This is a genomic window from Pseudomonas sp. B28(2017) (assembly GCF_002113025.1).
In the GTDB taxonomy this organism is placed as follows: domain Bacteria; phylum Pseudomonadota; class Gammaproteobacteria; order Pseudomonadales; family Pseudomonadaceae; genus Aquipseudomonas.
This window is the reverse complement of the sequence record NZ_NEJH01000012.1, coordinates 70,851-83,682: the sequence shown is the minus strand read 5'-3', so window position 1 is coordinate 83,682 and position 12,832 is coordinate 70,851. Positions and strand designations below refer to the sequence as shown.

The window sequence follows — 12,832 nt, the reverse complement described above, 5'->3', positions numbered from 1 at the left end:
CAAAAGGGCCAGCAGACTAGCACAGATGTCATGTCATTGATGAGGGACGTCAGGCGATCGGCACCTTCAGGTTTTCCTCAACATCGGCAACCAGCCCGCACATCTCGTCATGCACGACCGTGTGCACAAGATTGAAGTGCAACTTGGGAAAGGAGCGCAGCACATCACGGGCATGCTCCACCGAGCGCAACTGCATCGTGTGACCGGGCGTATCGTTCAAGGGATAGGCCGCTCCGTGCATACGCGCCTCAAGCAGGTAAATGCCTCCCTCCATGGAGATCAGGTTCAGCTCATCAACCTTCCCGGCGACGGCATACGCATTCAATTCTTGCAGGTTCATGAGCGCACCTCACGCAGTAGCGAGCCAATCTCATTACAGAGATAGGCCTCGGCGCATCAAAGCACAAGCCACAAACGACGCCGCCCGTCTGTTTTGCAACAGACGGGCGGCGTGTTTCATGGGGCCGGCAATGGATCAGTGCTTGGTGACTTTGTCCAGGTAACCCATGGCGAATGCCGAGACCACAAAGGTCATGTGGATGATCACGTACCACTGCAGATGCTCAGGATCGACGTTCTTGGCGTCCATGAAGATGCGCAACAAGTGAATGGACGAGATCGCCACGATCGACGCAGCCACCTTCATTTTCAGCGACGAAGAGTCCATGGTGCCCAGCCAGTTGAGCTTTTCCTTGGTGTCGTCGATGTCCAGTTGCGAGACGAAGTTCTCGTAGCCGGAAATCATCACCATCACCAGCAATCCGCCCACCAGCGCCATGTCGATCAGCGACAGCAGCACCAGGATCAAGTCCGACTCAGCCATCGAAAACACGTTCGGAATGACGTGGGAGACTTCCTGGAAGAATTTCAGCGCCAGCGCCAGCAACCCGAGGGACAGGCCGAAATAGATCGGCGCCAGCAGCCAGCGAGAGGCGTACATTGTATTTTCGATAAAGCGTTCCATTGAGTCTCACACGTTGGATTGGAAATAGCCGCGAGTATACCAGCCGCCCGTCCATGGCCAGAAACCGTCGAAAAATCCGCCACCTGCGCCTGTGTATCAAAATTTTTCTGCTAGTGTCCAAATCATTGACTGCTCAGTGATGTCGGACAGGAAGACTGGAAATGGATGTGCGATTGCCTTTGACGAGTGCCGGTATTTGCCTGGCGCTGTTGCTAAGCGGCTGCTCACCCAGCGATGAAAAACGCCAGGTCAGCCTCGAAGAAAAAACCGCGCAGTTCGAAAAGTCGCTGGACGCCATCCAGGACCCGAAACTCAAGGATGTCGTGTCGGAGCTGGGTGGCTCACTGCTGCTGCTCGAACGCGCCCGACTCAAACTCGACAGTAAACCGCTGGAAACCGAATACGGCGAAGACGCCCTCGCCATGCTCAAGCACTACCCGACCCCGCAGGCCCTGGTCGACACCTACATCAACGGGTTGTTCGTGCTGCAAAAGGACTCCGGTTCCGACTACCTGACCGATCTGCAACCGGTGTTCCCGTTCACGTTCAGCGTTCCTGCCACGTTTTTGTTTCCCCATGGCCTGGAATGGCAGTCGGTCACCCTGAGCAATAAACGAGTGATTCCATTCCAGCCGGAATGGTCGGAAACCGACCCCGGCATTCAACTCAGCCCATCGAGCTCCAACCTGACCAACCCCGATGACCTGACCGTGGCCTACCCCTTCATCGAAGGTCTCGACATCGACAGAAAGCAGCAACCGCAACCGGTGAGCCTGCAAGGCAAAGTCGAAGTCATCGCGCCACGCCGCCTCTACAGCTTCGAGCTGACGAAAAAGGATACAGGCCAGACTCGCACCGATGACAACCTGAGTGTCACCCTGCTCACATTGACGAACAACTACGCGGAAATCGAATACAACAACAGCGCGCCGCTGGCCCCCGAGGTCAGTGAAACACCGCTGAAGCCGCTGATCGTCCAGGCCAGGGACAGCACCGGGCAATTCATCACGCGCGCCGGCTCAATCAACGAAACCGCGGTACAAATTGCCTTCTATCAGCAGCAACTGGCCAAGATGCAACAGCAAAAGAGCTGGAGCGAGGCACTGGAAAAACAGCTCGACGAAGAGCAACGCAACTTCGAGAAACAGCAGGCTCGACATTATTCGAAGGTGTACTTCAACGGGACGATCGAAACCCTCGAAGTCAGCATGCTGGATTTTTCCGCCGTAACCGTCACCCGAAAGGACCTCGACCTGCCGATCCGGCGCTTTGATGCCATGACCACGGACAAGACCATCCAGCCCTTGAACCTGTCCGTGGTGGTCTATGACGACCAGGCGGCGAGCTGGCTGAAAGGGGCAACGCTGACTGAGGATCAACTGAAAAAGAACGTCAGCATCAGTCAGTCAGTCGACGATCCCAGCGCTGCGCGAATCGAGTTCACTCATCTGCGCAGCTTCAACGATGAACTGCTTGGCACATCGTTCAATCCCGGTGAAAGCCCGGTGAGCTTCTTCACCGAAGACGATCGCGGCAATCGCGACGAGCCGATCGAACTGCCGCCTGAGGCGTACCGGATCGACCCCATGCGCGGCATCATCACTTACGATCTGAATCTGTTTCCGCAAACGCCGGCCTATGCAGTGGGCTCGATACCGCTGTTCCTGGCGACGGTCGACAAAAAAACTGTGGATGCCCGTCAACTGCCCAAAGGCCTTGGACTCAAAGACAATGCACTGGTGGTGGATCTGAAGGCATTTCCCGCCCAGGACTGGCGCTTCTTCGCCAAGGACGACAGCGGTAATTACTTGAAGGAGATTCTATCGGTCAGCCATGGCGCGAGCGCACAAGGTCCGGCGCAGTTTGCCGTGCATTACTTCTACGGGCAGCCTGCACGCCTGGAAACCTATCAGCGCACTGACCTCGCCACCGTGCAATATGGTTTCGAGGTCAGACTCGACAAGGCCGACATGACGCGCCTTGATCAATAGTGCGACTCAGTGCTCGGGGTGAAACTCGAAGCCGCCCATGTTTCGGCAGCGACCACCATTGATTTCCCGCAGTTGGGCCTGCAGATGCAGGCACCAGATTTGCGGATCGTCGGCCAACTCGTAGCCGTGCAAAGTCAGGCTTTCAACGATGGTGTCGAGGATTGATTCAGCGACGACTGGCCCGTGAAACGGGCCTTGGGCCTTGATGGCCGAAGGTTGTTCGCCGGCCATTCCGGCGGCGAACAGCAGAGTCCACATGCCTGTATCTCCCGCCAATGGACGGATGGCACACTCGATACGGGTTACAAGGCCCAGGCATTGACGGGTGAGGCAGAGGTTGCGCGACATGGCGGCGACCCTCGGTAGATCCGGTATTCAGCCCCCTCGGGAAGGCTGTTTCGATCCTGTGATTACTCTCGATATCCCTGAGCAGAGAATAGAAGAAAAGTCTGGCTTGCAGGCCACGCGAGACCGAAAGGCGCCGAATGGTCATAGCGTGAATATTGACGTCATTTCGATGACGCCTTACTAGTTATCCACACAAACAAATGTGGGAGCGGGCTTGCTCCCACATTGATTACTGCATCAGGCCGGTTTGGTTTCCGCCAAAGCCTCTTGCGCCAACTCCTTCTCGGCTTCTTTCAGATCATCTTCGCTGATCATTTCCGCGATAACCCGCAGACGCTCCACGACCCGCGCGTTCACGCTGCCTTCAGGGAATTCGCCATTCTCGTCCGGCTCGCCGGCCGGCTCGCCAACCAGCAAACTCAAGGCTTCGTCGGCCTGACGGACCGCGTAGACATGGAACTGCCCCGCTCGCACCGCCGCCAGCACCTTCTCGTCGAGCATCAGTGTGGCGACGTTGGCGTGAGGAATGATTGCCCCCTGCTCACCGGTCAACCCACGGGCTTCACACAGACGGAAAAAGCCCTCGATCTTCTCGTTGACTCCGCCGACCGCCTGCACCTCGCCGAACTGGTTGATCGAACCGGTGATGGCAAAGCACTGCTTGAGCGGGGTTTTCGACAAGGCCGAGATCAGGGTACAGGCCTCGCCCAGGGAAGCACTGTCGCCATCGACATAACCGTAGGATTGTTCCAGGGCGATGCTCGCCGAAATCGCCAGCGGAAACTCTTGGGCGTAACGACTGCCCAGATAACCGGTAAGGATCATCACGCCTTTGGAGTGGATCGGCTGGCCGAGATTGACCTCGCGCTCGATGTCGACGATGCCGCTGCCGCCCGGGTACACCGTGGCGGAAATCCGCGCCGGTATACCAAAGGCCGAGTCGCCGACTTCCAGCACGGTCAAGCCGTTGCACTTGCCGACCGCCGCGCCAGCGGTGTCGATCAGGATGATCCCGGCCAGCATGTCGTCGAGAATCCGCGCCGAAACCCGCCCGGTCCGCGTGGCCTTGGCCTTGAGCGCGCGCTCGATGTGCCCTGCGTCGGTCATTTCATCGCTGGCCAGATGGCGGATGAAGTCCGCCTCGCTGACCAGTTGAAACAAGTCACCGATTCGCGCCGACAAGCGCCCCTGGTGCTCGGCCAGACGGGCACTGTAAGTCGCCAGACGTGCCACCGCATCGGCGGTCAGCGGTGCCATGCCTTCTTCGGAAGTACGGGTTTTGAGCAACTGGGCGAACTGTTCCAGGCTCTCGTCGACCATCGGGATGTCTTCGTCGAAATCCACCAGGACGCGGAACATCTCCTGGAAGTCCGGATCGAGGTCTTGCAGCGTGTAATACAGCTGACGGGCACCGATGATGACGACTTTGACCTGCAACGGAATGTACTGCGGAGTCAGGGTCACGGTGGCCAGGCGGCCCAGCTCACCCAGCGGTGATTCCATTTTCAGCTTGCGCGATTGCAGGGCACGTTTCAGAGCGTCCCACACGAACGGCTCGCTGAGCATCTTGTCCGCTTCAAGGATCAGGAACCCACCGTTGGCCCGGTGCAAGGCCCCCGGCCGCAGCTGGCGGTAGGTGGTATACAGCGCGCCCTGGTCGGTGCTGTATTCGATACGACCGAAGAGGTTTTCGTAAGTCGGGTGCGGCTCGAACACCACGGGCGCACCGCCGCTGGCCGAGTGGCCGACCACCAGGCTCGGCGCGTATTGTTCCTCCAGCAACTTGCGGGCGACAGCGTCAGTCTTGCTGTCGTCCACCAGTTGCTCGACCACGGTCTTGAGCAAGTACACCTGCATGGCTTGCAGATAACCGCAAACCGCCGCGTTCTCGGCGTATTTTTCAGACAATGGCGACAACAATGGCTGCAAGGCCAGGGTGATGGTTTCTTCGTTCAGATGACGCAACTGGTTGCTCGACTCACGCTTCCATTGCGGCAGGCTGGCGAGTTCCTCGTTCAGGCGCTCCTCCAGGGCCGAAATATCCTCGTGAAAGCGCTCGCGCTCGGCTTCCGGCAACTGGGCGAATTCAGCTTCGTCCAGCGCCTTGCCGTCGCTCATCGGGGTGAAAGCGATATTGCTGGCGTCGCGGTACAGCGCGACGTCCTTTTCCAGCGCCAGACGCTCGATGACGTCCAGGGCCTTGTCGTAGCGCTGATTGAAGGCGCGGTCGATGCTGCTTTTCTTCTGCTGATAGGACGGATGCTCGAAAACCGCCGGAAACGTCGCCAGCAGGTTGTCGATCAAGCCGTTGATGTCACCGATGAACGCGCCAGCGCTGCCCGACGGCAGTTCCAGTGCGCGCGGCTCGCGAGGCTCATCGAAATTGTTGACGTAGACCCAATCCGCCGGGGTCTGCAGGCGCTTGCCTTCGGCCTTGAGGTAGCGTTTGACGAACGAAAACCGGCCAGTGCCAGGCTCGCCCATGACGAATACGTTGTAACCGGGGCGCGGCATGGCCACACCGAACTGCAAGGCTTCGACCGCACGTTCCTGGCCAAGCACACCGCGAAAGGGCTCCAGATCATTGGTGGTAGAGAAGCTGAACTGTTCAGCGGAAAACGGACGGGTCAGCGCTTCGGGCGCTAGACGCAAGCTGGCAGCAACAGGATCAGGCATCGGGCTTCCTTAACAATCAGGCGGGGCAGATGGCAGCATTCTGGCGCCGCCCATACCCGACTGGCAAGGAGCGCCGTAGGCCTGAGCAGCGTCAATCCGCCAACCCCAGGCGGGCCGGGCTTTCGCCGCCGTTCCCCATGAATGTTCTGCAAAAAATCACGGAACCCCGTGATCGTGCCTAAACTCCAAACTGCGCGGCTGGACTAATGACCGGCCCACTGGCACCAGACGGGCCAGACCCATGTCCATTGGCAGGCACCTAAAGAGAACAAAGCTATGAAACGGATTCTTCTCGGTACTCTCTTCACCGCTGTATCCATCAACGCCATGGCTCAGGCGCCAGGCGGGCCGGATTGCGGTTGGGGCAACATGCTGTTCGAAGGCCAGCGTGGCACTCCGGCTCACTTCCTGGCATCCACCACCAACGGCACCTCCGGCAACGCCACCTTCGGCATGACCTCCGGCACCAACGGTTGCGCGACCAATGCGTCGCTGACCTATGGCGGCAAATCCTGGTTTGCCATGAATGGCATGATGAACGAGCTGTCCGAAGACATGGCCAAAGGTCAGGGCGAAGCGCTGACCACCTATGCCGTGGTACTGGGCGTGGCGCCGGAAGACCGTGCGCATTTCGCCGCCGTCACTCACGAGCACTTCCAGCAGATCTTCAACAAGGCTGACGTGACTGCCGAAGACGTGCATGCCAATACCCTGGCCGTGCTCAAAGCCGACCCTCGTCTGGCCAAGTACGCGACTCAAGCTTAAGCTCGACCTGCCCCGCTTCTTTCGGGAAGCGGGTTTTGTTTTTTGGACCTGCCCCTTTTTGGGTCTTTTTCCCAAGTATTCAAGTTGCCATCTATGCTCAAACGCCTTGTCTGGCTGGCGCTGTGTGTCTGCGCCCCACTGTCCGCCGCGCCTCACATCGACCCACAACGTTTGCAGCAACTGGCCAACGACCCTTTCTGGATATCTCTGGGCCATTACGAAACCGCCAAGCTCGGCGGCTGGCGCAGCCATGTCAGCGACAGGAAATTCTTCCTCGCCGCCGACGGCAATGAAAACCCCGACCATGAACTGGCGGCGACGGTACAAGCCTTGTACGCCCCGGCCAGTACCGGTGAAACACACGCTCAATGCGTCTATCCGGCCCGCACCCGCTGGCTGAAAGAACAGCTCGGCCTGACCGGCCTGCCGACGCCGGATTGCGCCGGGTTCAGGCAATGGTTCAAGGACGTCTCACCGGACAGTGCGGTGATGATCTTCCCGGCAGCCTATCTGAACAGCCCGTCCTCGATGTTCGGCCACACCCTGCTGCGCATCGATCAGGCCGAAGTGAAGAGCGACAAGACTTCGCTGCTCAGTTACGCGATCAACTTCGGCGCCTACATCGAGGGCTCGGACAACAGCATCCTCTATGCCTGGAAAGGCCTGATGGGCGGCTACCCCGGCTTGTTCGCAATGGTGCCCTACCAGGAAAAACTCTCGGAATACCGCAGCCTGGAAAACCGCGACCTGTGGGAATACCGGCTGAACCTGACCCGGCAGGAAACCGCACGCATGGTCGAGCACGTCTGGGAGCTGAAGCAGATCAAGTTCGACTATTTCTTCTTCGACGAAAACTGCTCATACCGTTTACTGGAACTGCTGCAAGTGGCCCGCCCGAGCTTGCGCCTGACCGGGCAATTCCCGCTCACGGCTATCCCGACCGACACCGTCAAAGCCGTGAAGAATGCCGGGCTGGTGGAATCCATCCTGTATCGTCCGTCCCGGGAGCGCGAGTTGCTCAGTCGCGCCGAGCCGCTGCCCCCTGAAGAGCAGCAATGGGTGCTGAAAGTCAGCGCCGATCAGAACCGATTGCAGGACCCGGCGTTCAAGGCACAACCCCGCGAGCGCCAGGCACTGATCATCGATGCGGCCTATCGACTGGAGCGCTACCGCGCCAATGGCCAGGAACGCGACCCGGCGCAGGCCCGGCGCAGCTTCGAACTGCTGCGGGCAATCAACCAGAACCCGGCGCCGGAGCTGGACATCGCGCAACCCGGCCTGCCCGAAGACGGTCACGAGTCCCGTACCTGGCAGCTCGGCCTCGGCACCCGTGGTGATAAAGCCTTTGGCGAGTACGGCTTGCGCATGGCTTATCACGACCTCAATGACAACAGCGAAAGCTTTCCACTGGGCGCGCAGATCGAAATTCTGCAATTGAAACTGCGCCAGTACGAAGGCAATGACTGGCAAGTGCAGCAACTGGACCTGGCGACCATTCGCTCTCTGACCCCGCGCAACCAATTGCTGCAACCACTCTCATGGCAAGTCACCGGTGGTCTGGAGCGAGTGCCGGGCAAGCACGATGACCAGACCCTGGTCAGCCACGTCAACGGCGGTGGCGGTGGGACCTGGCAACTGGGCGATGACCTGCTCGGATTTGCCCTGGGCACTGTGCGTATCGAACACAATAACGACTTCGCCGCCTTCATCGCGCCGGCCGCAGGCTTCAACAGTGGTGTGCTGTGGAAAAACCCGATGGGTAATTTCAGCCTGGAAACCAAAGGTGATTTTTTCACCAATGGCGAAGTGCGTCGTAGCCTGAGTCTGAATCAGCAATGGGAAATATCCCGCAATCTCGGACTGCGCTTGAGTGCCCGGCGCGAGTTCAGCCATTTGGCGACGCCCGAGAACGAAGTGATGCTTGAGATGAAGTGGTATCACTACTGACCTGATACACACCACCGCCCCTGTGGGAGCGGGCTTGCTCACTCCTACAAGGGGAATGCGGTGTTGAATGGATTTTTCACCGCCCTGGCACACCATCCTGGCGAGCCGGCTTCTAGACTTTCCTTATGGGCCGTTGGGGCATGGGAGTTCGAAATGTGGCGAGTGATAGGCCAGGGCCAATCACTCGCCGTAAGTCGCTTTCAGACATCCAGTGAAACCAGATGCCTGCGACCATGATCCAAACCCTGTACCAGGAGAATTCCATGAGCCGTGCCTTCGTCCATGAAGATAGCGCCGCCGAGCAAGCCGATCAGCCTGTCGAACGGCAGGTCAGCGCGCAGCCCAATTACGTCACGCCGCAAGGCCTCAGCCTGTTGCAGGCCAAGGTCGCCGAACTGCAAGCCCAGCACACTGAACAATCGGCAAAAGGCGACGAGGCCGACAAGCAGCGCCTGGCGGATCTCGAACGTGATTTGCGTTATTTCAAGCAGCGCCTGGGCAGCGCTCAGGTAGTACCCGCCGCGACTTCGACCGAGAAAGTGCAGTTCGGCAGTTGGGTGACCTATGCCGATGAACACAACACCGAACGCCGGGTACAACTGGTGGGCGAAGATCAGGCCGATGCCGCCCACGGTCTGATCAACTGGGGTTCACCGCTGGGTCGGGCGCTGTTCGGCGCACGACTCAACGATGAAGTGCTGTGGCAGCGTCCTGCCGGCGATCAAGTGATTGAAGTGATCCGCATCGAACCGTCCTAAACCACGCCTTGGGCCAACATGGCATCGGCGACTTTGACGAAGCCGGCGATGTTCGCGCCCTTGACGTAGTTGATACGTCCGTTCTCTTCACCGTAGTGCACACAGGCGTGGTGAATCGACTGCATGATCGCGTGCAGCTTGCTGTCCACTTCGCCAGCGGTCCACAGCAGGCGCATGGCATTCTGCGACATCTCCAGACCGCTCACCGCCACGCCACCGGCGTTGGATGCCTTGCCCGGTGCGAACAGAATGCCGGCCTCGATGAAGATATCCACAGCCTCCAGCGTGGTCGGCATGTTCGCGCCTTCGGCCACGCATACACAGCCGTTACGCAGCAGAGTGTGCGCAGCTTCGGCATCGAGTTCGTTCTGCGTGGCGCATGGCAGCGCAATGTCGCACGGCAGCGACCATGGGTGCTGGCCGGCGCGAAACTCCAGGCCGAACGCCGCCGCCAATTCGCTGATCCGCCCGCGTTTGACGTTTTTCAGATCCAGCAACGCCAGCCACTGATCTTCGCTCAGGCCAGCTTCGCAATACAGCGTGCCTTCGGAGTCAGACAGGGAAATCACTTTGCCCCCCAGGTCCATCACCTTGCGCGCCGCGTACTGGGCAACGTTGCCGGAACCGGAGATCGCCACTCGCTTGCCTTCAACGGTCTGATCACGGCGCTTGAGCATTTCTTCGGCGAAGTACACGCAACCGAAACCGGTGGCTTCCGGGCGAATCAGGCTGCCGCCATAGCTTGGTCCTTTGCCTGTCAGCACACTGGTGAACTGGTTGCTCAGACGCTTGTACTGACCGAACAGGAAGCCGATTTCCCGGGCGCCAACGCCGATATCACCGGCTGGCACATCAACGTCGGCACCGATGTGACGGTACAACTCGCTCATGAAGGCTTGGCAGAAGCGCATGACTTCCGCGTCGCTCTTGCCCTTCGGATCGAAGTCCGAACCGCCCTTGCCGCCCCCCATGGGCAATGAAGTCAGGGAGTTTTTGAAGGTCTGTTCGAAGGCGAGGAATTTCAGCACGCCCATGTTCACCGACGGATGGAAACGCAGGCCGCCCTTGTACGGGCCGATGGCGCTGTTCATCTGGATACGGAATCCGCGATTGACCTGGACCTTGCCCTGATCGTCGACCCACGACACGCGGAACACCACCGCCCGCTCCGGTTCGCAGATACGCTCCAGAATGCCCGAGGTCAGGTAGTGCGGGTTGGCTTCAAGAAACGGCCATAGACTGCGTAGCACTTCTTCCACGGCCTGATGGAATTCAGGCTGGTCCGGATCGCGATTTTTCAGGCGGGCAAGGAAGGATTCGACAGATTCGATCATGGAAAAGTCTCGGCAAATTGATTGTCGTTGTAGGAGATTGAGCCGGACTGTAACAAACGAATTGCGCACAAGAACAGCGCAAAATGTCGCATTAATGAAATTAAATGGTGCACAGAATATAAACCCCTCCTGATTTTCAGCCATTTTTGCACCCGAACGGGGAGCTCGAACTCAAATCCCGCACCATTAGTGACACCGCTATCGCAGGCAAGCCAGCTCCCACTGGTTCTAGTGGTGTTCACACATTCCGGGCTTTACTCATTTCCTGTGGGAGCTGGCTTGCCTGCGATGAACACAACTCGGTGCACCTGAAAAAAACGCAAAAAAAAAACGGAGCCCGAAGGCTCCGCTCTTTATGCAACCAACCCGAAATCAGGCCAGTTTCTTGTGCCGCACACGATGCGGCTGGGCAGCCGCATCGCCGAGGCGCTTTCTACGGTCGGCTTCGTACTCGGTGTAGTTACCTTCGAAGAACACGGCTTGCGAGTCGTCTTCGTACGCCAGGATGTGCGTCGCGACGCGGTCAAGGAACCACCGGTCGTGGGAGATCACAATGGCGGCGCCCGGGAAGTCCAGCAGGGCTTCTTCCAGGGAACGCAGGGTTTCAACGTCGAGGTCGTTGGACGGTTCGTCGAGCAGCAGGACGTTGCCGCCCTCTTTCAAGGTCAGGGCCAGGTGCAAGCGGCCACGCTCACCACCGGACAGATCCTTGACGAACTTCTGCTGATCGCCGCCCTTGAAGTTGAAGCGACCGACGTAGGTACGCGACGGAATCTCGTAGTTGCCGATGCGGATCTGGTCGGAACCGTCGGAAATCTGCTGGAACACGGTCTTGCTGCCGTCCAGGTCTTCGCGGCTCTGGTCGACGCAAGCCAGTTGCACGGTTTCACCGACTTCGATGCTGCCCGAATCCGGAGTTTCCTTGCCCATCAGCATGCGGAACAGGGTCGACTTACCGGCACCGTTACCGCCGATCACGCCGACGATGGCGCCTTTAGGCATGGAGAACGACAGGTTGTCGATCAGCACGCGGTCGCCGTAGCCCTTGGTGACGTTCTTGAACTCGATGACCTTGTCGCCCAGGCGCGGACCGGCAGGGATATAGATCTCGTTGGTTTCGCTGCGTTTCTGGAATTCCTGCGATTGCATTTCTTCGAAGCGCTGCAGACGTGCCTTGGATTTGGACTGGCGGGCCTTGGCGCCTTTGCGCACCCACTCCAGTTCTTCCTTCATGGCTTTTTCGTGGGCCGACTGTTGCTTGGATTCGGCAGCCAGACGATCGGACTTGGCTTCCAGCCAACCCGAATAGTTGCCTTCGTACGGAATGCCCGCGCCGCGGTCGAGTTCCAGAATCCAGCCAGCAACGTTGTCCAGGAAGTAACGGTCGTGCGTGATCGCTACCACAGTACCCGGGAAGTCGTGCAGGAAATGCTCAAGCCACGCAACGGAGTCGGCGTCCAGGTGGTTGGTCGGCTCGTCGAGCAGCAGCATGTCCGGGGCGGACAGCAGCAGACGGCACAGGGCCACACGACGCCTTTCACCACCGGAGAGGTGTTCGACCCTGGCATCCCAGGCCGGCAGACGCAGCGCATCGGCGGCGACTTCCAGTTGACGCTCAAGGTTGTGGCCGTCGCTGGCCTGCAGGATGGCTTCGAGCTTGGCCTGCTCGGCCGCCAATTTGTCGAAATCGGCATCCGGGTCGGCGTAGGCCGCGTAGACCTCGTCCAGACGCGCCTGGGCGTCCTTGATCACGCTGACCGCTTCTTCGACCACTTCACGCACGGTCTTGGTCGGGTCCAGGATCGGTTCCTGCGGCAGGTAGCCGATGTTCAGCTCCGGCATCGGACGGGCTTCGCCCTCGAACTCGGTGTCGACACCAGCCATGATTTTCAGCAGTGTGGACTTACCCGAACCGTTGAGGCCGAGCACACCGATCTTGGCGCCAGGGAAGAACGACAGAGAAATGTTTTTCAGGATTTCCCGCTTCGGCGGAACAACTTTGCCCAGCCGATGCATGGTGAATACGTATTGAGCCATGGAGAACCTAGG

At 59.1% G+C, this 12,832-nt stretch carries 10 protein-coding genes; 4 read left to right on the top strand and 6 right to left on the bottom strand.

The features are described 5' to 3' along the window. Positions 1 to 49 precede the first annotated feature (49 nt). Together CAF65_RS23620 and CAF65_RS23615 are read right to left on the bottom strand one after the other, a co-directional pair. Positions 50 to 340 (bottom strand): DUF6482 family protein, encoded by a 291-nt coding sequence (locus CAF65_RS23620; RefSeq protein WP_085718438.1) that lies wholly within the window; start codon positions 338 to 340, stop codon positions 50 to 52. 135 nt (positions 341 to 475) lie between these two features. Further along, positions 476 to 964, bottom strand: a complete 489-nt coding sequence (locus tag CAF65_RS23615; RefSeq protein WP_085718437.1) for a TIGR00645 family protein — start codon at positions 962 to 964, stop codon at positions 476 to 478. Between the two features lie 161 nt (positions 965 to 1,125). Here CAF65_RS23615 and CAF65_RS23610 point away from each other — a divergent pair, with 161 nt between their 5' ends. Beyond that, positions 1,126 to 2,955, top strand: a complete 1,830-nt coding sequence (locus tag CAF65_RS23610) for a hypothetical protein (protein ID WP_085718436.1) — start codon at positions 1,126 to 1,128, stop codon at positions 2,953 to 2,955. 6 nt (positions 2,956 to 2,961) lie between these two features. On the opposite strand, the gene CAF65_RS23605 is transcribed toward CAF65_RS23610, so the two are convergent. Then, complete coding sequence (locus CAF65_RS23605; RefSeq protein ID WP_008022519.1) at positions 2,962 to 3,303, bottom strand: hypothetical protein; 342 nt, start codon at positions 3,301 to 3,303, stop codon at positions 2,962 to 2,964. A 237-nt stretch (positions 3,304 to 3,540) separates the two neighbouring features. Next, entirely contained in the window at positions 3,541 to 5,979 is a 2,439-nt protein-coding gene (locus CAF65_RS23600; protein WP_085718435.1) for a Lon protease family protein, read from the bottom strand. Positions 5,980 to 6,255: 276 nt separating this feature from the next. Here CAF65_RS23600 and CAF65_RS23595 point away from each other — a divergent pair, with 276 nt between their 5' ends. From CAF65_RS23595 to CAF65_RS23585, 3 genes are all read left to right on the top strand, one after another. After that, positions 6,256 to 6,744 carry a DUF3015 domain-containing protein gene (locus CAF65_RS23595; RefSeq protein WP_085718434.1) on the top strand — a complete coding sequence of 163 codons (489 nt, stop codon included), beginning with the start codon at positions 6,256 to 6,258 and terminating at the stop codon, positions 6,742 to 6,744. A 93-nt stretch (positions 6,745 to 6,837) separates the two neighbouring features. Continuing rightward, positions 6,838 to 8,691, top strand: coding sequence for a DUF4105 domain-containing protein (locus CAF65_RS23590; protein ID WP_085718433.1), 1,854 nt, complete (start codon positions 6,838 to 6,840; stop codon positions 8,689 to 8,691). A gap of 263 nt (positions 8,692 to 8,954) precedes the next feature. Further along, positions 8,955 to 9,449: a GreA/GreB family elongation factor gene (locus CAF65_RS23585; RefSeq protein WP_085718432.1), complete on the top strand. Its 495-nt coding sequence runs from the start codon at positions 8,955 to 8,957 to the stop codon at positions 9,447 to 9,449. On the opposite strand, the gene gdhA is transcribed toward CAF65_RS23585, so the two are convergent. Both gdhA and ettA read right to left on the bottom strand, forming a co-directional pair. Further along, entirely contained in the window at positions 9,446 to 10,783 is a 1,338-nt protein-coding gene (gene gdhA / locus CAF65_RS23580) for an NADP-specific glutamate dehydrogenase (RefSeq protein WP_085718431.1), read from the bottom strand. The genes CAF65_RS23585 and gdhA overlap by 4 nt on opposite strands. A 372-nt stretch (positions 10,784 to 11,155) precedes the next feature. Further along, positions 11,156 to 12,820, bottom strand: coding sequence for an energy-dependent translational throttle protein EttA (gene ettA, locus CAF65_RS23575; protein ID WP_085718430.1), 1,665 nt, complete (start codon positions 12,818 to 12,820; stop codon positions 11,156 to 11,158). Between the last annotated feature and the right edge of the window lie 12 nt (positions 12,821 to 12,832).

Coding starts and splice junctions, on each gene's coding strand:
- CAF65_RS23595 (WP_085718434.1), top strand. CDS start 6,256: ATGAAACGGATTCTTCTCGGTACTCTCTTCACCGCTGTATCCATCAAC.
- CAF65_RS23585 (WP_085718432.1), top strand. CDS start 8,955: ATGAGCCGTGCCTTCGTCCATGAAGATAGCGCCGCCGAGCAAGCCGAT.
- CAF65_RS23615 (WP_085718437.1), bottom strand. CDS start 964: ATGGAACGCTTTATCGAAAATACAATGTACGCCTCTCGCTGGCTGCTG.
- CAF65_RS23620 (WP_085718438.1), bottom strand. CDS start 340: ATGAACCTGCAAGAATTGAATGCGTATGCCGTCGCCGGGAAGGTTGAT.
- CAF65_RS23600 (WP_085718435.1), bottom strand. CDS start 5,979: ATGCCTGATCCTGTTGCTGCCAGCTTGCGTCTAGCGCCCGAAGCGCTG.
- gdhA (WP_085718431.1), bottom strand. CDS start 10,783: ATGATCGAATCTGTCGAATCCTTCCTTGCCCGCCTGAAAAATCGCGAT.
- CAF65_RS23610 (WP_085718436.1), top strand. CDS start 1,126: ATGGATGTGCGATTGCCTTTGACGAGTGCCGGTATTTGCCTGGCGCTG.
- CAF65_RS23590 (WP_085718433.1), top strand. CDS start 6,838: ATGCTCAAACGCCTTGTCTGGCTGGCGCTGTGTGTCTGCGCCCCACTG.
- ettA (WP_085718430.1), bottom strand. CDS start 12,820: ATGGCTCAATACGTATTCACCATGCATCGGCTGGGCAAAGTTGTTCCG.
- CAF65_RS23605 (WP_008022519.1), bottom strand. CDS start 3,303: ATGTCGCGCAACCTCTGCCTCACCCGTCAATGCCTGGGCCTTGTAACC.